General features: G+C 43.8%; 17 protein-coding genes, 1 tRNA gene and 3 pseudogenes. 13 read left to right on the forward strand and 8 right to left on the reverse strand.

Features of this window, described 5'->3' with window-relative positions; genetic code table 11:
* Window positions 1-64: 64 nt before the first annotated feature.
* Complete coding sequence (locus tag NLX73_RS18165; RefSeq protein WP_254326908.1) at window positions 65-901, forward strand: HAD hydrolase-like protein; 837 nt, start codon at window positions 65-67, stop codon at window positions 899-901.
* Between the two features lie 184 nt (window positions 902-1,085).
* Here the strand turns inward: NLX73_RS18165 and NLX73_RS18170 are convergent, their stop codons facing one another.
* The 3 genes from NLX73_RS18170 to NLX73_RS18180 form a co-directional block, all read right to left on the reverse strand.
* Complete coding sequence (locus NLX73_RS18170; RefSeq protein ID WP_254326909.1) at window positions 1,086-2,837, reverse strand: methyl-accepting chemotaxis protein; 1,752 nt, start codon at window positions 2,835-2,837, stop codon at window positions 1,086-1,088.
* Window positions 2,838-3,002: 165 nt separating this feature from the next.
* The gene (locus tag NLX73_RS18175; RefSeq protein WP_029517885.1) at window positions 3,003-4,034 is read right to left on the reverse strand and encodes a ribonucleotide-diphosphate reductase subunit beta; all 1,032 of its coding nucleotides are present in this window, start codon (window positions 4,032-4,034) and stop codon (window positions 3,003-3,005) included.
* A 20-nt stretch (window positions 4,035-4,054) separates the two neighbouring features.
* Window positions 4,055-6,388 (reverse strand): ribonucleoside-diphosphate reductase subunit alpha, encoded by a 2,334-nt coding sequence (locus NLX73_RS18180; RefSeq protein WP_250259623.1) that lies wholly within the window; start codon window positions 6,386-6,388, stop codon window positions 4,055-4,057.
* Window positions 6,389-6,913: 525 nt separating this feature from the next.
* On the opposite strand from NLX73_RS18180, the gene NLX73_RS18185 reads away from it, so the two are divergent.
* From NLX73_RS18185 to NLX73_RS18215, 7 genes and pseudogenes are all read left to right on the forward strand, one after another.
* A complete protein-coding gene (locus NLX73_RS18185; protein ID WP_013308518.1) occupies window positions 6,914-7,261 on the forward strand; it encodes an MTH1187 family thiamine-binding protein in 348 nt (115 codons plus the stop codon).
* Window positions 7,262-7,334: 73 nt separating this feature from the next.
* A tRNA-Thr gene (locus NLX73_RS18190) sits at window positions 7,335-7,406 on the forward strand.
* A gap of 515 nt (window positions 7,407-7,921) precedes the next feature.
* Window positions 7,922-9,337, forward strand: coding sequence for a tetratricopeptide repeat protein (locus tag NLX73_RS18195; protein ID WP_254326910.1), 1,416 nt, complete (start codon window positions 7,922-7,924; stop codon window positions 9,335-9,337).
* A 446-nt stretch (window positions 9,338-9,783) separates the two neighbouring features.
* Window positions 9,784-10,230 (forward strand): annotated as a pseudogene (locus tag NLX73_RS18200) (NucA/NucB deoxyribonuclease domain-containing protein).
* 135 nt (window positions 10,231-10,365) lie between these two features.
* Complete coding sequence (locus NLX73_RS18205; protein ID WP_254326911.1) at window positions 10,366-11,235, forward strand: MSCRAMM family protein; 870 nt, start codon at window positions 10,366-10,368, stop codon at window positions 11,233-11,235.
* Entirely contained in the window at window positions 11,232-11,585 is a 354-nt protein-coding gene (locus NLX73_RS18210; protein ID WP_254326912.1) for a hypothetical protein, read from the forward strand. The genes NLX73_RS18205 and NLX73_RS18210 overlap by 4 nt, the downstream gene beginning before the upstream one ends.
* A 215-nt stretch (window positions 11,586-11,800) precedes the next feature.
* Window positions 11,801-12,034, forward strand: coding sequence for a hypothetical protein (locus tag NLX73_RS18215; protein WP_250267307.1), 234 nt, complete (start codon window positions 11,801-11,803; stop codon window positions 12,032-12,034).
* 119 nt (window positions 12,035-12,153) lie between these two features.
* Here NLX73_RS18215 and NLX73_RS18220 read toward each other — a convergent pair whose 3' ends face one another.
* On the reverse strand, window positions 12,154-13,017 hold the full coding sequence (locus NLX73_RS18220; protein ID WP_069290826.1) for a LysR family transcriptional regulator: 864 nt from the start codon (window positions 13,015-13,017) through the stop codon (window positions 12,154-12,156).
* Window positions 13,018-13,241: 224 nt separating this feature from the next.
* Here NLX73_RS18220 and NLX73_RS18225 point away from each other — a divergent pair, with 224 nt between their 5' ends.
* The 3 genes and pseudogenes from NLX73_RS18225 to NLX73_RS18235 form a co-directional block, all read left to right on the forward strand.
* Complete coding sequence (locus NLX73_RS18225; protein ID WP_013308297.1) at window positions 13,242-13,604, forward strand: cupin domain-containing protein; 363 nt, start codon at window positions 13,242-13,244, stop codon at window positions 13,602-13,604.
* 485 nt (window positions 13,605-14,089) lie between these two features.
* Window positions 14,090-14,455 carry a cupin domain-containing protein gene (locus tag NLX73_RS18230; RefSeq protein WP_250268990.1) on the forward strand — a complete coding sequence of 122 codons (366 nt, stop codon included), beginning with the start codon at window positions 14,090-14,092 and terminating at the stop codon, window positions 14,453-14,455.
* Between the two features lie 683 nt (window positions 14,456-15,138).
* Window positions 15,139-15,309: pseudogene (locus NLX73_RS18235) on the forward strand (transcriptional regulator); the annotation flags it as partial.
* A gap of 406 nt (window positions 15,310-15,715) precedes the next feature.
* Here the strand turns inward: NLX73_RS18235 and NLX73_RS18245 are convergent.
* The 4 genes from NLX73_RS18245 to NLX73_RS18260 all read right to left on the reverse strand — a co-directional run bounded on the left by NLX73_RS18245 (window position 15,716) and on the right by NLX73_RS18260 (window position 20,556).
* Window positions 15,716-16,813 carry a GerAB/ArcD/ProY family transporter gene (locus NLX73_RS18245; RefSeq protein ID WP_254326913.1) on the reverse strand — a complete coding sequence of 366 codons (1,098 nt, stop codon included), beginning with the start codon at window positions 16,811-16,813 and terminating at the stop codon, window positions 15,716-15,718.
* A gap of 28 nt (window positions 16,814-16,841) precedes the next feature.
* Complete coding sequence (locus tag NLX73_RS18250) at window positions 16,842-18,068, reverse strand: Ger(x)C family spore germination protein (protein WP_254326914.1); 1,227 nt, start codon at window positions 18,066-18,068, stop codon at window positions 16,842-16,844.
* Window positions 18,069-18,080: 12 nt separating this feature from the next.
* A complete protein-coding gene (locus tag NLX73_RS18255) occupies window positions 18,081-19,697 on the reverse strand; it encodes a spore germination protein (RefSeq protein WP_254326915.1) in 1,617 nt (538 codons plus the stop codon).
* Between the two features lie 364 nt (window positions 19,698-20,061).
* On the reverse strand, window positions 20,062-20,556 hold the full coding sequence (locus tag NLX73_RS18260) for a MerR family transcriptional regulator (RefSeq protein WP_061830029.1): 495 nt from the start codon (window positions 20,554-20,556) through the stop codon (window positions 20,062-20,064).
* A gap of 173 nt (window positions 20,557-20,729) precedes the next feature.
* Here NLX73_RS18260 and NLX73_RS18265 point away from each other — a divergent pair.
* Window positions 20,730-21,582: pseudogene (locus NLX73_RS18265) on the forward strand (aldo/keto reductase).
* 249 nt (window positions 21,583-21,831) lie between these two features.
* A complete protein-coding gene (locus NLX73_RS25010; protein WP_302055478.1) occupies window positions 21,832-21,954 on the forward strand; it encodes a hypothetical protein in 123 nt (40 codons plus the stop codon).
* The last annotated feature ends 37 nt before the right edge of the window (window positions 21,955-21,991 follow it).

Below are 21,991 nucleotides of genomic sequence, written 5' to 3' on the forward strand. Positions count from 1 at the left end.
TGTATCATGTTCCTAAGCAAAATAAAGATTGCGGATAGCCGCGGTACGGAAAGGCGGGGATTGCATGATACAGGCGGTTGTTTTTAATCTCGAAAGTACATTGTTAGACCCCGGAGGACGAGGCTTAACCCAGGGAATGCGTGACATTTTCAGATGGAAAGGTATACAGGTAACTGAAGAACAGGTATCTCATGGGCGAGGAATGCCGATCCGGGATCATATTGCGAATGTGCTGGGACTTTCAGAGGTTCGGAAAAAATGGCTGGAGTGCTTTGGTGCGCATCCTGGCAGAGTGGATATTGAGCATATTTATCTCGAGCTTGTCCCTGTTCTCCGCTCCTTGATCCAAGGGGCTGAGCCTGCTATCGGTATAGACAGGGCGCTGCAGGAGTTGCAGGATCGTCGTATTCAGTCAGGTGCCACTGCATCCTGTCCGATGGAGATGCTCAGTCACGTATTTACGCCTGCACAGTCACCCTATACGCTGGATTGTATGGTAGCCCCTTGTGAAGTTTCGCAGGGGAGGCCATATCCGTGGATGATCTATGAAATTGCACATCGCTTGCAGGTATTTCCGCTGAGCGATATTGTGAAAGTAGGAGATACAGCAGCCGATATGCAAGAAGGACGGAACGCCGGTGTATGGACGATTGGTGTCTTGAACCATAACGAAAGCGTGACGACCGCAGCTCAAACGACCAGCCATGAAGCGGACGACAGAGTGGCTGAGGAACGGCGCAGACAGAGTGTATATGGTTTGAAAAGAGCAGGAGCCCACATCGTGATGAACTCGGTCGCTGACTTGCCGCGTATTTTGCGTGAAATCGAAATGCTCCAGCATACGGGAGGTTATCCTTCTTATACGAAACAGGTGAAAACAGCGGCGCTACCCCCATCATAAGAACGGGTATGATTCTGGGATGCTTGAATACACACTTCTAGGTTATATGTATGCACCTACTCGGATAAAGGTGAACTCTGCTCGGCTTTCATAACATAATAATGGAGCATTCGCTACGTTAGCGAATGCTCCATTTTAGTTTACTCCTTTTCGTTTAGTTGAATCGAATCCAACATAATATTCACTATTCAGCGTTTTTTACCTGGAACTGGTCGGCATGACGCTGCAGATTGTTTGATAGTGTAGTGAGATTACGGGCTACTTCGGATAGTTCTTTTACCGCTAGGGCCTGCTTCTCGGCGCTTGCTGATACATCTTCTGTCATTCCGGCAGTCTGCTGTGCCGCGCTGGCTGTGTGATTTAAATGTTGGTCTACGCTGTGACGTACCTCTTGCATCTCTGCCGTCAATTGAGCTAGATGTGCGGCTAACTCCTGAACTTCCTGTGAAACCTGGGTGACTTTGTCAACAGACTGTAGACATACCGAAATTTGGGTTTCTTGTTCATTGACGGTCTTTATGTTCTCATCAAATTGATCACCCATTTGCTCAATTTGCTCAACAAAGCTTCTTAAGATTTCATCGATTTCCCGAATCGATATGGCAGATTGCTGTGCAAGTTGTCCCATTTCATGAGCGACCACAGAAAAACCCTTGCCAGCTTCGCCTGCACGTGAGGCTTCAATAGATGCATTAAAGGACAAAATCTGCGTCTGCTTTACGATGCCCTGTACTTGCTGACCGATGTTAGCCGCCTCGCGCGATTTTTCGGTTAATGCGTGTGACATACGCTGCATCTGCTTGATACGCAGGGCACTTTCTCGTCCTTTCTCTAATAACAGTTCATGCTCACTGGCTACCTGATTACGAACCTCATTGAGATGATGGGCCGTATCCGTAAATTGTTGCACATGGCTTCCGACTTCATCCAGCGTTTGTCCTAATCGGTCAGATTGTTGAACCGATTCCACTGCTTGATCCGCCTGGTTTATAGAGACATCGGCAATTTGCTGGAGTGTACGGGACAGTTCCTCAGTTTGGTGGAGTGTTCCCTCCGTTGTCACGACGATATTCTCTGATGCATGCTGGAGTGTGCTAGAACTGCTTTGAATATCCACAATCATATTGGACATGGCTTCCACCATTTTGTTTGTCAATTTGCTGATTTCGCCTAACTGATCATATGTTACTTGCGACGATGTAACCGTAAGGTTGCCGTCGGCTACTTGCTCCAGTGTATTTTTAATAAATCTCACCTGACGTAGTATCCGCCGGGTTACCAGCATCATAGCCGCAATTGAGATGATCAGAATGATAGAGATAACAGGGATCACTAATCGGTAGGCCTCGGGCAAGGTATGTTCGTATACTTCAGTCACAGAGGACAGGGATCGGTCGATTCCCAAATAACCAATGATGGTTCCATCTGTATCCTTAATGGGAGTAAAGGAGGAAAACATCGTCCCCCACTCAGGGTCCGTTGTAATATCTGTAGTCACTGTTTCCCCTTGTTTCAATTTCTCTTCCGTTTCTTTAAGGGTAAAACTTACAGGAGTTCCGAATGGACTGTAGTCTTTGTCGTCCCATGCGGCTCCATCCACCGTAATTTTCCACTCATTGCCCACACGGTTGTACATATAGATGTACAGGATTCCAGTTTGTAGCCTGAGCGTATTTAACTCGTTACGAAGTTGTTTATACTCGCTGCTTTGCTCAGATGAATCAGTATTTAAGCTCTTGACTGCGGATTTGTCCAATAGCTGGGCCGTGTTCTTTGCCAGCGTTTCATTGTTTAGCTGCATGGTTGATAGAGAAGCATTCTGGATAGATTGATTGGTCGTCCACAGAACAATGACGCCAATCACTATTAAAGGAATGAGCAAGATGAAGTAGAGTTTGGATTGTAATCCCATTCTTTTTTTAACGCTGCTTTTCATAATATGCTCCTTACTAGGTTTTTTTCACCTTCATATATATCGTGTACAAATAGGAAAATATGAATAGTTATTCAGATGTTTCATGATTTTTTTGCGTATTTGCGTAAATTCTCATGAAAAAAGCCTTAGCCCGGTAAGTACCGAGCTAAGGCTGTATCTTATGACTTACAAATCGTCAAATCCGTTGTCATCTCCGACCTTGCCATAATTGCGTGATTTTGCTTCAAAAAAGTCCGTTTTTGTCGCATTCAGCGCTTCATCTGAGAATGGTTTGATCCAAGGCATACAGTTTACATCTACGCCTTCGTACGCTTTGTCCATACCAAGCAGTCTCAGGCGCATATTTGCCATGTATTTGATGTAATCGCTCAGCTCGTTCAAGTCGATGCCGCGAACCTCTTTGAGCGTATAATGCGCCCAATTCGTTTCCAACTCCACAGCTCGGTCAATCATACGATAGACATAGTCCGTATTTTCCTTGGTATTCAGCTCAGGGAAATCGGACAATAGCTGCTTGAACACTTCGGCGAAGAAGTAGCAATGCTGATTTTCATCACGCTGAATATACGAGATCATTTGGCTGGTTGCCATCATTTTCTGATCACGGGCCAAATTGTAGAAGAAAGCAAATGTGCTGTAAAAGAAAATGCCCTCCAAAATCAAATCGGCTACCATCGCCTGGAAAAAGGTTTGTGGGTTCTGCTCATCGCGGAACTCCTGATAAATGTCCGAGATGAATGTGTTACGCTCCAGCAGGACGGGATCGTTTTTCCAATATTCAAAAATTTCCTTCTGTTCCTGATCTGACACCAAAGAAGACAGAACGTAGGAGTAGGACTGGTTATGCACCACTTCCTGCTGCCCGATAATCGCTGAAATAGCTTCCAGTGACGAGTCGGTAAAATAGCGTTTTACATCCCCGACAAACATCGTTTGCATCGAATCCAGTACAGCCAGCAGGCCGATGTTAATTTTGAAGGTGCGCTGTTCTTCGGCATCCAGCACAGGGAACTGGGACGCGTCCTTGGACATTGGAATTTCATCTGGAATCCAGTGGTTCAGCAGCAGCACTTTATACAATTTGTACATATGCGGCATCCGAATATCGTTCCAATTCAAAATACCGGAGCTTTCGCCTTCAATAATACGGGTAGAGCGATTTGGCGCTTCCGTGTTAAAAATCTTCTGTAACTGCATGAGAGCTTCTCTCCTTTAGTTTAGGATGCGCAGCTATCACATTCTTCAATCGTCAGTGCGCGGCTGCGTACATAATAGGTCGATTTCATACCTGATTTCCAGGCATGGATGTGCAGCTCTAAAAATTCAGTTGCTTTAATATCAGGCCGTACATACAGGTTAAAGCTTTGGCCCTGGTCAATATGACGCTGACGTGCAGAAGCCATGTTGATCGAAGCGTGTTGATCCAGCAAGAAAGCCGTTTTGTAGTACCAGATGGTTTTTTCGTTCAAATCCGGTGCAGGGTTAGCAATCTTGTAAGTTGTTTTCTCTTCATAGGAAAGCAGCTCGTACAATGGATCAATGCTGGCGGTAGAGCCTGCAATAATAGACGTGGACCCGTTAGGCGCGATGGCGAACAGCCATGCGTTGCGGACACCATTTTGTTTGACTTCTTCTGCAAGCTCGCTCCACTCGGACGTAGTGACAAATTTGCCTTCACGTGTACCATCCGTATAGCCACGGGAAGTGAAATAGTGCCCAGTAGACCAGTCAGAACCCTCGAATTTGGCATAACGGCCTTTTTCTTTCGCTAGCTCCATGCTGGATTTGACTGCCAGGTAGTTAATTTTTTCATACAAATGATCGTTATAGGTTACTGCTTCATCGGATTCCCAACGGATACCTTCCAGTGCGAGTAGATGATGCAGTCCAAATGTACCCAGACCGACTGCGCGATATTGGCTGTTCGTATATTGTGCTTGCAGTACTTCAATGTTGTTGATATCAATAACATTATCCAGCATACGTACCTGAATCGGTACAAGGCGATCCAGCACACCTGCCGGAACCGCACGAGCCAGATGGATGGAGTTCAGGTTGCACACCACAAAGTCGCCAGGAATTTTGGAAATAACGATGCGTGTTTGTCCGTCCTTGGTGACCAATTCTTCTTTTTCTACTACAGTTGCAGATTGGTTTTGCATAATTTCCGTACACAGGTTGGAGGAATATACCATACCATGGGCGCGGTTCGGATTGGCCCGGTTTACCGTATCACGGTAGAACATGTACGGTGTACCTGTTTCCAGTTGTGACTTCATCAGGCGCTTCATAATGTCGATGGCAGGCACTGTAATACGAGAGAGAATGGGATGCTGTGACGCCTCCTCATACTTTTCGCGGAAGGTACCCGAACCGAAGGTTTCATCATAGAAATCTTCCAGGCCCAGTGGACGACCATTGTCATCTTTCCAGCCCATCACTTTCTTCACTTCATGCGGACAGAACAGATTCCATTCACCACGTGCTTCGACCCGCTCCATGAACAGATCAGGCAGACATACGCCATGGAACACGTCATGTGCACGCATTCGCTCGTCACCGTTGTTCAGCTTCAGGTCAAGGAACGCGAGGATGTCCTTGTGGAATACGTCCAGATATACGGCAATTGCACCTTTGCGAGTACCCAATTGGTCTACGCTAACAGCTGTATTGTTCAACTGGCGAATCCACGGAATGACGCCGGAACTTGTATTTTTATGTCCACGGATATCGGAGCCACGCGCCCGTACTTTACCGAGGTATACGCCGATGCCGCCGCCCATTTTGCTAAGACGGGCTACATCCGTATTGGAGTCGAAAATGCCTTCCAACGAGTCGTCTACGGTGTCGATAAAGCAGCTGGAGAGCTGTCCGGCCACCTTTTTTCCGGCATTGGACATGGTTGGTGTAGCTGCTGTCATGTACATGTTGCTCATCGCCCAGTATGCTTCCTTGACCAAATCCATCCGCTTGTCGGCAGGCTCTTGGTGCATCAGGTACATCGCGATGATCATGTAGCGTTCCTGCGGCAGTTCCATTACGCGTCCGTCAAAATCATTGGCCAAATAGCGCTCAGACAGCGTTAACAGCCCGATATAATCGAACAGCAGATCATTTTTCGGCAATATGGAATCACCCAACTCATCAATCTGCTCCTTGGTATAGTAGTCGAGTAGTTCTTGACGGTAAATTCCTTTTTGGACCAAATCAGTGATCAGTGGATAAAAAGCACCGTAAGGCTCGTCCGCATAGGATTTATAACGGCGGTGAGTGGCCGCTTTTTTATACAAGGAAGTGAGCAAAGCACGTGCAGCGGCAAATTTCCAGTCCGGTTCTTCCTTACTAACCAATTCAAGGGCAGCCATCGCAAACGCGTTGCTGATGTCATCCCCAGTGACTTCGTCCCGGCGCAGCTTGCTAGTTACACCACGAATGAGACGATCTTTATCCAGCTTGTCCAGCCCGCTGAGTACACGGTCGGCATATACGGAAATGCGTATTTCATCAAAAGCCAACTGGCGATTGTTTGGTTTGGTTACGAGTTGTGGCATAGGATTAATTCCTCGCTTTCCTGATTTGGAATCATACTAGGGAATAGGCATGAAAATGATCATGATGAGAAGATAATGGCGAAAAAAGCGATGGTCAGACAGCATTTGGGGGCTGTATGTAATCCAATAACATAGAAATAGCGATGCACCTGCCAATGAAGGGGGAAAAGATGGTTCCCGTACGATTTATCGGCTACATCACTATATTTAGACGTGTTATGAATATTTAACCCAACATATTGTGTATATAAACTTAAAATTTCAAATAAGTGCAAGGAGTATTATAGCAACATTCGAAGCCATACGTAAAGGAAAAGGAATGGAAAATCAAAATATGCAGAGAAGTCGCGGGCTGTATTTGAATTGAGGCAGTTTGAACGGTACAATGAATGATAGAGTGTTTCCTACAGAAACAAGCAGCATACATATGAACTATTTTTGTGAAATCAGGTTGCTCGCTCTATCGGACTAAGATTTTAGATTTTTAAAGAAGCGACGATTTTAAATTAAAGGAGGAACTTGGCGATGGCTATTGCAGAAGTGACAGTGATCCCGATTGGAACGGGGAGTACAAGCCTGAGCGACTACGTTGCCCAGATGCAAAAAGTGTTGAAGACGCAAAAAGGAATTACCTATGAGCTTACCTCCATGAGTACGATTATTGAAGGTTCGTTGGACGATGTGTTCACCGCCATTGCTGCGCTGCACGAAGCGCCATTCCTGTCTGGAGCTAAGCGTGTTTCCACCTCGGTCAAAATTGATGATCGCCGTGACAAGCCTTCCTCCAGTCACCAAAAGCTCCGTTCCGTCGCAGAGAAACTATCTGGCACCGCGACAGGAAATGTTACCGAACTAAATCCAAATCCTAGTTGAAAAAGTTGATGTAAGTGATTGATTTTTATGTAACTAAGAGTATAATAGTTTTTGTTGTCAGTTACACTGACCTGCTGGTGTAGCTCAGGGGTAGAGCAACGCACTCGTAATGCGTAGGCCGGGGGTTCAATTCCCTTCACCAGCATTCTATAAAACTCAAGCACAGCGCGGCTTCCAAGCTTTTTGGAGGGCGCGCTTTTTTGTGATTCTGGACAATCTTCCAACAATCTTCTAACCTTTAGTATAGTAAAGTGGTTTTTTCAGTGTTCATGAGTTCCCTGTTATGAGCGTGTCTTAGATCATAGAAACGAATCCGCGGAAAGTCAGGGTGCTCTTTTACGATTGTGTCCAAAATACGATAGTAATGTCGTGCATTCGGTGCAGTGATTGCTTACATTCTGGCTGAGGCTTATGTGGATGGTAAGTCGGCTGACAGTCCAACTACAGATAATGAGGAATAATCACAAGCGTTTGGAAATACGAAACACCCTGCTGGCTTAACGTCGGTGGGGTGTTTTTTTGTTTACAGGGGTGCCCTTATGACAAACGTGGCTTTTCCACATGATTCGCAAAAAAAGATATTGACAACTGTTAATTACTGGACAAAAATAGTAAATGATTATAAAATACTGGAATTTCTATGCGAAGGGTGGCTATGGCATGAAGCATACACCTACGATTCGAGCAGAATTAGACAGATACCTACAACAAGAAGGATTGAGTTTAACACAATTTGGTCATATTGCGGATATGAATAGGGGAGCAGTAAGTGCTATCGTGACAGGAAACAAGCCTTTGTCTGTTAACCAACTGGATCGAATTACTGAGGCTATGGGTTTACCTGAAGGTCACTTTTATGACTTGTTCATAGAAAACTACATCATCGACCATCCTCCGAATATGAGGCGAATCGAGCCGTTTTTGTTTCGCTGTGCGGAGTTGGGCAAGTTGGATGCAATCCGTCGAGTAGTGGGAGCCATCATGGATAATCTGCTATATTCGCCCAAGTTATTTGACATTGCAGAAGAATTATTGTCGCAGGGAAGACATGCGGCTGCATTGCTGCTCTATGAGGGGGTAGCTGAAGCGGAGAAATATCAACATTCAGAACGATTGGCAGTCTGTCAGTATCGTATATTTACGATTCAAGTCGGTGACGATCAGAGTCGTAATCTCAAGGCAGCTACGTTGTTCGAGCCTTACATTGAACGTCCGGATGAAATGGACCAACTTGACGCACTGAAGGATTTAGCTAACGTGTACAGGTCTTTGCGTAAATGGGACAAGGTTGAGGAAGTAGCAAGAATAATGAGAGCTAAAGCGGAAATTCAATATAATTTGAAACATGAACAGAGGAGTCGAGAACGTAATGAATCTACTAAGAAGCTGACTCGTCCTTTGTTTGTATACATTTCCTATGCTGACCTGCTGTGTGCAAGTGTCTATGAAGCCCAAGGCGATTATCAACAAGCTCTACAATATACATACGCCTATGCTAATTTAGATTGGGTTAAAGAAACAGATGAAGATACCCAACACTGGATTGGCTTGTTTAAGCACTGGGCAAAAGCTAATGTTATTGTAAATAAGCTTTTATCCGGAGATACAAAGATGCTACAAGATTATGTTGAATATATTGATACGGCGGAGGATACAACTGAAGAAGACAGGGTCATCCAACTGCTGAATATTATGATAGCGGCTAACCGATATGATATCGATGTTAGTAATATAATTAAACGCTTTGAAGCGGACATGGTATCATTATCGCAACACTCATCAAGTGATATGTATACTCAACAAGTGGTACCAGATTATTTTGCGTGGTGTGGTTACGAGTTAGCTCATTATTATTTACATCGAAGCTTTTACGATGATGGTTTTAAACATTTGATGTATTCAATGGTAAGTTATCATACACTAAATAATGAGACTTACTTCATAAATTGTATGGGGCTGTTTTTACATTTTCGGGAGCATGCAGTTCCTGAAACCAAAGCAGCATTTTTAAATCTCATTGAAAAGGTGTGGATGAACAATGTTAAAAAAAATGGCACTGGTGATCATCGCGGCTAGCTTTTTGTTTATTGTTACTGTACCTATTCACTCGCACGATATAGAGCCTCAAGTACAACATGGAGGAGCTTAAAAGTAAGTAAAGCAAATCCCCGCTAACCTTAACTGGTTGGCGGGATTTTTGTTGAACGATCTGAGGAGACAGTGTGTTTTAACGAATCTAAGGACAGTGTATTAAACAGTACCCTTTCAAAACCTCTCCTTGTTTATTTATAATCCCCAAAACTGAAGAATTAATGTGTAGTTAAAAAGAAATTTGATATGTGACCTTTTTTGTCGTTGAAGGAATTACCACAACCGAATACCTATCCTGAGGTAATTGGCATAAACATATATATTGTATTTACAAAATCACCCAAACCAATTATACTCATCTTATAAAAGCATCGGTAGCACCCCGCTGGCTCAAGCCGGTGGGGTGTTTTTACGTTTAGGGAGGTTTACATATGTTAAAATGGATATTCACCGTACTAATAACAATCTTATTAGCTGGCTGTAGCGTACAACAAGAAGTTGCAAAGACCACTAAGAGCGACCCTGTAGCCGTTCCAGTAACCCAGGTATCGGCGGACACGGTTAAGCTGCAATTTCCGTCAGATCGGTATCCCGAAACAGCCCAGCACATTAAAGAGGCTATAGCAGCAGGAAAATCACCAGTATGCACCATAGACCGAGAGGGAGCCGATCATAACCGTGAACTATCTCTGAAAGGTATACCCACCAAGAAGGGCAAGGATCGCGATTAATGGCCTATGGCGATGTGTTCCGAAGGTGGAGAGGGTGCAGACATTAAGTACATAAGTCCAAAGGATAATCGTGGAGCTGGATCATGGGTCGGTCACAAACTGGATGAATATGAAGATGGTACCCGAGTGGAATTTATCGCGAAATAGCAAATCCCCGCGACAGAAGGCTTATTAGCCCTAATCATGTTAGTAACGCTAAAAAAAGTATGAGTAAGGTTGTTTGACCAGTCGTTTATGAACTCCCAAGCATATATTGAGTTGTAAGCTTTGTGAAAGGAGGTCATGGTTATTCCAATTTCTGACTTTTTCAAACTTCAGCCAAGTGCTCCATTTACCTTGGATGGGCACGAAGAAGAGAGTGTCAATCTAGAACTTCAAGCCTCGTCCATCACCTCCGTTGGTGTGGTGCAGGGAACAATCCTCCTGCCTAATGGGAATCCGGTTCCTTTTGCTACAGTGCAGGTATATACTTCTCAAGGGGTGCCATATGCGCATGTTAACAGTAATCCCCAAGGGATTTTTATCATACCTAATGTTCCAGTAGGCTCTTATTTAATCACTGCATCTGAACCAGGCTACCTGACACCTGTCCGTATTCCGTTAACAGTTACACAAGGCAGACCAACACAAGTATCTATTACTTTACAACCCGATCCCGCTGCAACGACGGGAGCCATGTTTGGTATAGTAAGGAATATTACCAATAATGAACCCGTGAATAATGCTTTGGTTAGTCTATTTCAAACAGATGGGACTACGGTTACTCCGATCGGAACAGTGACTTCCAACGCATCAGGGCAGTATTTGTTTGCTGAACTTCCGAGTGGTACCTATTTCGTCCAGGCGGTCCTACCCGGATATTTGTCCAACCAAAGTGCCCCTGTGACAATCCAAAGTCCTGAGTATGTCCCCCTTGATATTAATCTGACAGCTGATCCGAATGCCAATACAGGGACTGTAAGTGGTATCGTGACGGACCAAGCGAATGGTGTTGCTATACCTAATGCGCTAGTGGCACTCTATACTTTGACCGCAGGAGTGGAACAGATCATCCAGATTACGCGTACGAATCAGGGGGGGCTCTACCTGTTTGGCGATTTGCCACCGGGAATCTATCGTGTGAAAGCGACAGTTCAGGTGAATACAGGATGAAGGATAAAAATATTCTGACAGGCAGTTCTGTTTTTTCAATCGGTTCCGGTGAAAGTAGATGGGTCCCTCTGGCTCTGCACGGCAGGAATGGTTCCATCAGCTATGGCTTCAGCCCTGTCCGAGTAACTTTTTGTCTGGTTGTTAGAAAAAAAAGAATCGTCTATAAGCAGCGGTTCCAGCTCTATATTCGCAGTGAAGAAGGTTGCAGAAATGCAATAAAATGGAGCAGTAAAAGAAAGCTATACTCATCTCCTAAGTCCCGTAAAATATGCCCGGTAAAAATCGAACTGGGGGTGTCCGTGAGAAATAAAAAACGGGCGAAACGCAAGAAATTTAAAGCCGTTATTTAAGAGGTGTCTTCAAAATAAAGCTAAGGGCGTTCTCGGGATCATGGGAACGTCTTTTTTTGTTTTCCTGCCTTACTAAAAAGTTCTTGAAAGAAAAATTGTTGCTTCAATAAGTCACCAAACTGATAACGATGAAAATAGGGATCATGGTTGGCGGGGATTATTTCATTAAAGGAATTACCACATCATTCATCGAATGAATTATTGAGGTGATCAGCATGAATCATACATATAAAGTGTTAAAGTCAGATAGAGAACTATTTGCAGCTGCATTAAGCCAGGTAAGAGTATATGTTGTACAGCCGTTGGGCGAGGGTTTGATAGATATTGTGGATTACGGTAAAGCAGTGGAGAATATTACACCGGAGTCGGTTAAGATTAACGGATCTTATTGCTTCCGTAATCAGTTTGAATTTAGAGTAGATGTGAAAAAGGACTCCGCTGGCATTTAGCCGGTATGGAGTCTTTCTTTATTTTCAGATTCTCATTCTTTGTTTTCATTTACTGATAAAATTCTGGGACAAGTCATTATACCTACGAATAATACTCTAAGTTGGCAAATAGCAACAAATCACAGATTAGTTATGCCCACCAGCTCCATAAATCGTGAGAGAGCACTGGTCATGTATGAGTCACGACGCCTTATAAACACAGTGGGCACTGTTCTGTACGGTTCCGGTAATGGATGACAGTTAAGTCTTCCCTGCATCCGTGATTCAACCATAGATATTGGTAAGACGGTGACTCCTAACCCGTTTTCAACGCATTTAAGGACACCCTCTAGAGTGCCATATTCCATCACCTTCATAGGAGCATAGCCATTGTCCTCTAGCCATCGCTGCCAACGTCCCAAATAGATGCAATGCGCGAATGACGAAAGCAGTGGTTCATGTAAAATCAATTCTAATTGGAATGGTTCCGGAGAGTAGCTTGTAATCAAAACTAGAGATTCTTCAAAGACAGGGTATTCAACAATTTCCGGATGAAGAATTGGCCCATCCACAAATGCGCCGTCTACCTTATACTTGAGAATGGTACTAACCTGATCTACAGTAGGTGCCATATATAAGCTTAATTCTACTTGTGGAAATTTCTTGTGGTATTGTGTAAAAATCAATGGCAATCGTGTAGAAGCAGTTGACTCCATAGCTCCAATGCGCAAAGTTCCCCGCGGGGCAGAAGAAAGCTTAACTGCCTCAATCGCTTCCTCGAAATCGTAAAGCAACTTGTTTACATGCGGCAACAGTTCACGTCCTGCAGGCGTTAAGGATACCTTCTTATGATATCGATATAACAGAGGAACGCCCAACTCTTGCTCAAGACGTTGTATTCGTGCAGTAACATTGGACTGTACATAATTCAATTTCTCAGCAGCTTTTGTAATGCTTTGTTCAATTGCTACTGCCTTAAACACCTCCAAAGATCTAATGTCCAAAACAACTCTCTCCTTTTTGCATTACAAAATGTGATTATCTATACACTATTTTTTAATTTTACGTGATGCATCGCAGTATGTAAACTTAGTGAATAAGAGGGATTTACACCAAAACCAAGTGATTGAGTACCTCGTTATCTGATAATGAGGAGGAGAATGGGGAAAAGGAGATTCTAGCCGGGGCAAAATGCAGTACACGTTACCAATAATGAGGAGGGAATCTCATGATTTCGAAGGTCAATGTACAAGATAAATTTTTGCAAATAATTGATTATTGGAATCCCAGAATAGGTGGAGAGTTGAACGATTCATACGTAAAAATGGCAAAGATCAAGGGTGAATTCATTTGGCATCACCATGATCACGAGGACGAAATGTTCTTCGTATGGAAAGGGAGACTACTAATCCGTTTGAGAGACGGTGAAATAGCTGTTAACGAAGGGGAGTTTGTTATTATACCTAAAGGGGTTGAACATCAGCCAATTGCTGAAGAAGAGGTCCATTTACTATTAATCGAACCAAAAACTACTCTAAACACGGGAAATGTGGTAAATGAACGAACCGTTTCGATTCCTCAACGAATTTGATGAAACGCTCATCAGTGAAATAATTATACTGATTTTGATTCGATCCTTAGCTAATGATTCAACTAATGGGAAACGCTAGTTGAACAAATAGTCTAAACCTCCTAATAGAAGCGAACTAGAATTAATTGCCAGGAGATCTTATTATGATTTTAAGCGAACTTTGGCGTCATTATGAAGCGGATAAGCGAATCTAGGGATTTAGTCCAAATACATTGAAAGCATATGCGTTGCAGTACAGAATGCTGGTAACAATCTCGGGGATATAGATATTTCCGAGGTAACTATTAATCTGCTGAAGGAATACCTAGCAAAGCAGTCAGATCGATTAAAGCCAAGTAGCCTAGGGACCGCATCCATTTTGTGCGCTCCCTATTCCGTTTTGCATATGAAGAAACCTATTTGCCCACAAACCCTTCGCTCAAACTACGTGAGCCTAAAATGGATAAGCGGGGTATATTGAATATCAAGAGAAAGGAGATATTAATATTAATTACCAAATTATTAATCTGAATGAGAAATTATCTAAGTTCAATGAACATTGGTCTCCGAAAGTCATTGGTGAAATGAATGACTATCAATTTAAATTGGTCAAGATAGATGGGGATTTTGTATGGCACGATCATCAAGATACCGACGAGGTGTTTATCGTGCTCGAAGGGGAGATGTTCATCGATTTCCGCGATGGCCAAGTAAAGATTTCCCCAGGAGAGATATTTATTGTACCAAGGGGTGTCGAACACAAAACTTTCGCTAACCAGGAGTGTCATATCATGTTGGTAGAGCCCAGGGGCGTAGTAAACACTGGCGAGACTGAGTCAGAATTAACAGCAGTCAATGATATTTGGATCTAATGCATTTAGCTTCAGTTCGATTACATCGTTAAAGTAACGGGAAACGATAGTTCAATAAAACAGCGGCAGTCTAGGGCTTTATTTTCTCGTCCATGGCTGCCGCTGTTTCAATTTTAGGGAGAGTCTAATACTTATTTTATTTTGCTCGCGATTTTCCTTCTCGACGGATGCCCACCATGAAGGAACTGGAGATAAAGACGGGGAAGTGCACGGAGGACATAAAAGTTGCTTGCTTTAGAGCAAGATACCTAACTCTATGGGGGCGGAAAATTCTATACTACGGGATATTGCCATCTGGAGAGGTGGGATCGCAATCAGAAGATCATCATGCTTGTAGGAGACGGAGAAGGGTACTTTAGAGAACATTAGGCATTAGTCTCGTCTTATTGCCTCAATTATTTTCTTCTACCAAATCTTCTACCGAAATACGGATATCTGTAATACCTGACGGAACCTTATTTATTGTTGGATAGGATATAGGAGCCTTGTAAACCCCATCAAAACTCTATTTCAACGCACTCGTAATGCGTAGGCCGGGGTTTCAATTTTCTTCACCAGCATAGCTATCATCTCAAGCACAGCGCGGCTTCCAAGCTTTTTGGATGGCGCGCTTTTTTATGATTCTGGACAATCTTCTTTGTTTTTAGAAAATATGGAATTCCTATGCGAAGGGTGGCTATGGCATGAAGTATACACCTACGATACGAGCAGAATTAGACAGATACTTAAAACAAGAGGGCATGAGTCTAACGCAATTCGGGCATATAGCAGGCATGAATAGGGGAATAGTAAGTGCTATTGTGACAGGGAATAAGTCTATGTCTGTTAACCAGATAGATCGCATTACTGAGGCTCAGATAAATAGTTGTAAAATGACAAGACATGCTGATTTGGGTGCCAACATTTGGAAGCGTGTCTTGGTAAGTGTGAGACGTGTACTGGAAGTCCTAGTCGCTGTGAACGACCAGTCCGGTCACGTCTTTTTGCTTGGCAAAGGCTTTGGCGAACGTCTGTACAATCAATTCGATTGTCGTTATGTTCGCTGAGTTGGTGGGCTACAATTTCATTGTTGAATAATCTTTAATCAAGATAGATATACCCAGCAATTCCCTACACGATATTGCGTGATATCTGTGCCCATTTTTGATTAGGTTTGTGCGCCTTGAAATCCTGTTTTAGCAGGTTTTTCGCCACACGACCTTCCGTAGAAGAAGTTTCAACCGGTGCGTAAAATCAACATGCTCATGACTACAGTAGCTGCTAACTATAAGCCCTTCTCTTCTTCTTCCGAATTAGCATGGTCAGGAAAAGGAGGACAGGTAGAGCAATCTGAAAGATAGGCCAGATTTGAATCAAAGCAACATTAAGACCGAACCACAAAAATTCGGTTAACCTTGGGGAGAGAAACGTAAGGCCGTATATGATAATGCTCAGCAACAGTAACGCAGGCTTATATCTAAAAGGGGTTATTGTTTGAAGTCCAATAACGGCACCAAACATAAAACCAGCTGTTTTGACTCCGATTCCAATAAATAGAATCATCGAAAACAGAACATCAGCTCTCTCGAATGTTTTTGGTAGCTGAATAAGTTGTGTAACCTCAAATAAGGGATAGGTGCTTGATGCTGCCCATTTCGGACCTAGAACGAGGATTGTTAGCTCATTCATTACAATAAGGAACACAGCAGTGATCCAGTAAACAATGACGATCGACCGCTGTAATTTACGTTTATCCGTGACAAGCTTGAACAGCACAAGAAAAAGAATCGTCTGACCGAAGGGAAAAGACATGATCTCGGGAATGGCAGCCTTCACTACGGGAGTTAAACCGTTCTCCAATACAGGAAACAAAAACTCAAAGTGAATGAGTCCCGTAAAAGGAGTAAGCAAGAGTAAAGTGCTGTAACCAAAAAAAAGCAGAAGAAAAAATATATGACATAGAAGGAACCAGACTCTCGGCCCAAACCATACCACATCGGCACAGGCAATTAATGCTATAAACGTAATAACTTCGGTAGGGGTTCTGTTCAGCAATGTCAATGCGCCGAGCTCACCCATGTCTCTGACATTCCTGGAAGCTTCATAAGCAAAGTAACTGATGAACAGAAGACCACCCAGACTACCAACCCATTTTCCCCAATAATGGCATAGGAGTTCATACAAATCCCGGTGTGGGTCAAGCTTATGCATGTATAAATACATGATTAGCAGGACGAAGCCTGCAAGTGCACCGATCAGCATGGCTAGCCATGCATCCTGCTTGGCTTTAGCTCCCAATAGGAATAATGTTGTACTGCCAACCTGAAACAAGGAGAAAGCGATAACTAACCCGGATACCCTGGTGACGGTTTTATTCATACTGTTTAGGCCCCTTTTTACAAATGGGTTAGGTTTGACTTCCGATATGCTTCTGCAGGAGTCCAGGACGCTTAATCCGTGCATCCACTCGAATGTCCAGTTCTATCCTCTTGAATTCCTGTTCCCAGTCTTTTTTCACTGTGTTCCACTCTTTTGGGAACCTCCGGTGAATCCGGTCAGCGAAACCAGTTGCATCTACCCCAAGTTCCTGAAGTTTAGCCCAGCCCTCATTTATCGTACTGGTCACTTCTTTTGCAATCTCTTTTTCCATATCATGTATGGTCTTCATCATGGAAATATCCTTAGTGCATGTTGTTTCACTTAAAGTCCCGTTAATTTTCACTCCAACCTGCATAGTGTAATGAGAACTCGTTTTTTGTGGTGTGATCTTCACATTAGTTGAGTTTACTAGCAGGGAAGAGTACATTTCCCTACTGGGTTGTTCGTCGCATGGGAACGAAACTTCAGTATTGCTAACCTTTTGAGACAGATAAGATACTCCCAGACTCTCTTTCTTGTTGAGAAATCCTTTAAGCTTTCCGTTTTGGAATATCGCCAATTTAGTCAATGCCAGTTTGAGCGGGGCCGAGGTTTTTTTGAAGACATCTAGACTCTCTGCTTCCTGCTCGTTCTGGTAGTCTCTTTCTCCGATCAACTCGGCGACAGGTACCCCGATGGATTTGGAATCCGAGTTCATGCTTAATACAAAATCATATACCCTGACTTTTGGAAACATCGATAACATATTACTCTCTTTGTCGACTAATTCAGCCATAGCGGCGCCTTGAAGTTTTTCAGGCGGCAACAATTTCTTTATTAGATCGGATGCTAATCCGTCCGTTACAATCATATTGACCATCTCCCTCGCTTCCGTATTACGAAGATAAAAATCGATTAAACGGTCCATTCCCTTCTCAGCCGCTCTTTTGCCGATAAATACAACACGATTATGTGCTACGTAAATTCGTCTTGATGTTTTTAAATTGCTGTACGATAACGCCTGGCTATAGGTTTTGGACTTTACAGAGAATACATGGAATGCTGGTTGAGAAGACCCTCCGGTTCCTCCTCCGGTACCACTTGCAAGGGCGGAGGGAACAATAAGCTGATAGGACACCATCCACTGTCCATCGTCCATCATATCTACTCCTGTAGCTGCAGTTACCCACAGCTCATTCAGTTCGACTCGGTTCCAGCAACCCGGCAAAATGAATAATATGACCAAGACCCAAATAAACCTGCCTAATTGAGACAAATCGATTCCTCCTTACGCCATTGGATCTCGGCCGTGTTCCCCCGCCTGTTCTGCAAATGATTCCTGTTCCATTGCCTGCTTTACTGGATTGGAATCCCCAATCATTACAGGGCGCTTCTTCATCTTCCACCTAGGTACACGCACAAACAGGTCTTTCATATTGCTCTTATAGAAAGGTGCGAGCGGCATCATATAAGGAACGCCAAACGAATTCACAGATACTAATCGAACGAGGATGGGAACCAAGACTGACAAAACGCCGTATAACCCCAATAAACCTGCCATTAGCATAAGTCCAAATCTGAGCAAACGAACAGACCCAGCCATACTGAATGCAGGTAACACAAAGTTGCAGATGGCTGTGAATGATACCACAATGACCATAGCTGCGGAAACCAATCCCGCCTGAACGGCAGCTTGTCCAAGAACCAAAGCCCCAACGATAGAGATTGCAGGCCCTACGGCACGAGGCATTCGTACTCCTGCTTCGCGGATGACTTCGAAGGTGAGCTCCATTATCATTGCCTCAAGTAGGGCTGGCAATGGTGTATTTTCTCTCTGTGCAGCTAAAGTGATGAGCATTGTTGTAGGTAGCATTTCCTGGTGAAACGTAGTTGTTGCAATAAAGAACGCGGGTAAAAGCAATGCCAAGAAAAAGGATGCCATCCGAACGATCCGAAGAAAAGATGCTAGATCATAACGTTGGTAGTAGTCCTCACTGGAAGAGATGAACCGAAAAAAGGTTACGGGAGCAATCAGGGCAAATGGGGTCCCATCAACCAATATCGCTACTTGCCCTTCAAGCAAGCTGCCTGCTACAGTATCCGGCCGCTCGGTGTTAACCATGGTTGGAAAGGGTGTCCATACCCCATCTTGAATAAATTCCTCGATATATCCACTTTCGAGAATACTATCAGTGTTAATGGAATCTAACCGTCTGGAGATTTCCTTAACCACCTCTGGATCTGCAATGCCTCGAACATAAGCTACCGATACCTTCGTCTGCGTGTATGATCCAATAATTCGAGAATCAAAGTGGAGTTCAGTTGATTTGATCCTTCTCCGGAGGAGTGCGATATTGGTGGAAATATCCTCGGTAAATCCTTCTTTAGGACCGCGAATTACTGTCTGCGATGTTGGCTCCTCAACAGCTCTTTTAGCCCCGCCGCTGATAGAAGCTGCAAAGGCCTTGGATCTGCCTTCGACGAGGAGAACTGCCTGTCCATAAAGAACGGCATCGATAAGTGATTGCTCATTTTCAAGGCAAGTGATACCCCCAATAGGGATAAGACTCATCAACCAACTTTCAGCATTACGATTAGAGACATCTCCATTTCGAATACCTGCAGTGAGTTCCTCCAACAGTGTCGTTAAAATTTGTTGATCAATCAAACCTTGAAGAAAACCTACAGCGAGAACCGGATTGCCCTGTTCATCGTTCAAACAACGAAGGTTGAAATCCGTGCTATGTCCTATTTTCTGCTTCAGTAGGGTCATGTTGTCCTTAAGCGTGATACTCAGCTCTTCGGATAGCTCAGTCGATTTTTCGTCATTAACTGGCTCAAGGCTCGTGCCACTATTAGATCGTGAAGGCTGCTTAAATAGCCATTTTTTTAACTTGTCAACCATAGCAATACAGTTCCCTTCTAGTTAGCGGTCAATTGTAATATGCTGCTATTCTACGATTTATATGTACTGTTGTAGTCTACAGGCTTATTCATACTGAAATATATTTTAAAATCCGCAGTATTAGAGCAACAGAAGTAATTTAAGATATAAGTTTAGAAAAAAGCAACACATTGCTTTTTCGAATTGTCATACCGTCCAAGTTCCATAAAATAAGTTTAGACTGACTCTAGAAATTGAAACAGCGACAGCAAAGGACGGAGAAAATAAAGTCCTAGACTGTCGCTGTTTTCATTGAACTCACGCTTCTGTGTTTAGTGCAATCTAGACTGATGTAAATCTTGTTCATCCTAAGCCAACCAGGAGTTTAAAAAAGAGTATTTTCTTCGAGCAGTTGTGTTTCACGTAGATCTCTAGCCTTCCGAACAGAGGGCGAGTAAAAAACGTCACTATGCATATGCTGAATTTTATCCCAGTTGCCAGGATTGGTCGTGTCTGGAGAACGATGCTCCAGAATGGCCTGATATAGGGCCGTTTTTTGTTCCAAATGGGCAACGTGCTGTTTGGCTTCTTCGAGCTTAACGAGCGCCGCTTTCTTATGCTCCATCATGAGTGTGTAGCGTTGCGGAATGGTCGAATCCCCTTCGAGACAGAAATCGACGTACATTTTAATGACTCCAATCGGCATCCCGGATTGCTTGAGACATTTGACGCCATGTAACCAGTTGATCGATTCTTCGTCGAACATCCGAATGTTGTTTTGATTGCGCTGTACGCTTGGTACTAGGCCTTTATCCGTGTAAAAGCGTACAGCGTGCTCGGTGAGTCCCGTTATCTGGGCGGCTTCTTTGACTGTATACATGTGGAATCCTCCTTGGAAAAGTAAATTTTTTTGAAGACGGCTTGACTTCGTGTAACACGAAGGCGATAGGTTTATTGTAATGCAAGTCGACCGTAAGCGGAATCCCACTGAGGTGCCCGATTTCCCAGTTCCGCGGCCGTTTGCTTTACATTTGAACAATGGGAGGAATTACAATGCAAACCGTGACATTAAACAATGGTGTGAAAATGCCGATTATCGGCTTTGGTGTCTACCAAGTTCCAGATGTTGAAGAATGCGAGAACGCCGTATATGAAGCGTTGATGGCTGGTTACCGCCTGATCGACACCGCCGCCGGTTATCTGAATGAGGAAGCGGTCGGTCGTGCGATCAAGCGCAGCGGCGTACCGCGTGAGCAGCTGTTCATCACGACCAAGCTATGGGTTCAGGATGCCGGCTACGAGAGAGCCAAGCTCGCGTTTGCCAAATCCTTGAAGAAGCTGCAACTCGACTATCTCGATCTGTTACCTTATTCACCAGCCGTTCGGCGATTACTACGGTGCTTGGCGTGCGATGGAAGACCTGTACCGCGAAGGCAAGATTAAGGCGATCGGTGTCAGCAACTTCCTACCCGACCGCCTTATGGACCTCATCGTTCATAACGAAATCGTGCCCGCCGTCAACCAGATCGAAACGCACCCGTTCTACCAGCAGACAGAGAGCGCAGCTTTTATGAAAGAGCAGAGAGTTCAACATCAGTCGTGGGCCCCGTTCGCTGAGGGACTTAACAACATGTTCAGAAACGAAGTGCTGGTCTCGATCGCAGAAAAACACAAAAAGTCCGTCGCTCAGGTCGTATTGCGCTGGCTTGTTCAGCGTGAAGTCGTTGTAATTCCAAAATCGGTGAGAAAAGAGCGGATCGTTGAAAACTTTGACATTTTTGATTTTGAGTTGAGCGCGGACGATATCGAACAAATTTCGACCCTCGATACGCGGGAAAGTCTTTTCTTATCGTACCGCGACCCGGAAGTCGCCAAGATGATGGGCAACTGGAGATTCGATCTGTAAACCTTGAATTGAACCGTAAACTTATCACGCGTTTATCCTCATCTATAAAGAAAGGACAGGGCGGTCACCTCTGTCCTTTCTTTACTTGAATAGACCCTTGGATTCGCTTTTCTGCTTTATAATGATGCTATCTTTCGCTTAATCATAATAAAACCTCCTATTAGAGCAATTATTTAGTGTTCTCTCCTGTAATTGAATCGCCAATGTTTTTAAACACTTTTAAATCTTATTGAAAAGGTGTGGATAAAAATGTTGGAAAAATCGGTACTGCTGCTTATTGTGGCTAGCTTTTTGTTTATGGTTAATGTGCCGGATCAAGCTTTTAACCACCATCATAGCATTCACCCTCAAGTTACCATTGGAGGATTTTAAAGCAAAAGCTCTGCTAACCTTATGGTTGGCAGAGCTT

Origin of the sequence: Paenibacillus sp. CH40, assembly GCF_024213605.1 — a bacterium.
Lineage (GTDB): Bacteria > Bacillota > Bacilli > Paenibacillales > Paenibacillaceae > Paenibacillus > Paenibacillus polymyxa_B.

Coding starts and splice junctions, on each gene's coding strand:
- NLX73_RS18165 (WP_254326908.1), top strand. CDS start 65: ATGATACAGGCGGTTGTTTTTAATCTCGAAAGTACATTGTTAGACCCC.
- NLX73_RS18175 (WP_029517885.1), bottom strand. CDS start 4,034: ATGCAGTTACAGAAGATTTTTAACACGGAAGCGCCAAATCGCTCTACC.
- NLX73_RS18185 (WP_013308518.1), top strand. CDS start 6,914: ATGGCTATTGCAGAAGTGACAGTGATCCCGATTGGAACGGGGAGTACA.
- NLX73_RS18180 (WP_250259623.1), bottom strand. CDS start 6,388: ATGCCACAACTCGTAACCAAACCAAACAATCGCCAGTTGGCTTTTGAT.
- NLX73_RS25010 (WP_302055478.1), top strand. CDS start 21,832: ATGTTGGAAAAATCGGTACTGCTGCTTATTGTGGCTAGCTTTTTGTTT.
- NLX73_RS18245 (WP_254326913.1), bottom strand. CDS start 16,813: ATGAATAAAACCGTCACCAGGGTATCCGGGTTAGTTATCGCTTTCTCC.
- NLX73_RS18225 (WP_013308297.1), top strand. CDS start 13,242: ATGATTTCGAAGGTCAATGTACAAGATAAATTTTTGCAAATAATTGAT.
- NLX73_RS18215 (WP_250267307.1), top strand. CDS start 11,801: ATGAATCATACATATAAAGTGTTAAAGTCAGATAGAGAACTATTTGCA.
- NLX73_RS18255 (WP_254326915.1), bottom strand. CDS start 19,697: ATGGTTGACAAGTTAAAAAAATGGCTATTTAAGCAGCCTTCACGATCT.
- NLX73_RS18205 (WP_254326911.1), top strand. CDS start 10,366: ATGGTTATTCCAATTTCTGACTTTTTCAAACTTCAGCCAAGTGCTCCA.
- NLX73_RS18260 (WP_061830029.1), bottom strand. CDS start 20,556: ATGTATACAGTCAAAGAAGCCGCCCAGATAACGGGACTCACCGAGCAC.
- NLX73_RS18195 (WP_254326910.1), top strand. CDS start 7,922: ATGAAGCATACACCTACGATTCGAGCAGAATTAGACAGATACCTACAA.
- NLX73_RS18210 (WP_254326912.1), top strand. CDS start 11,232: ATGAAGGATAAAAATATTCTGACAGGCAGTTCTGTTTTTTCAATCGGT.
- NLX73_RS18170 (WP_254326909.1), bottom strand. CDS start 2,837: ATGAAAAGCAGCGTTAAAAAAAGAATGGGATTACAATCCAAACTCTAC.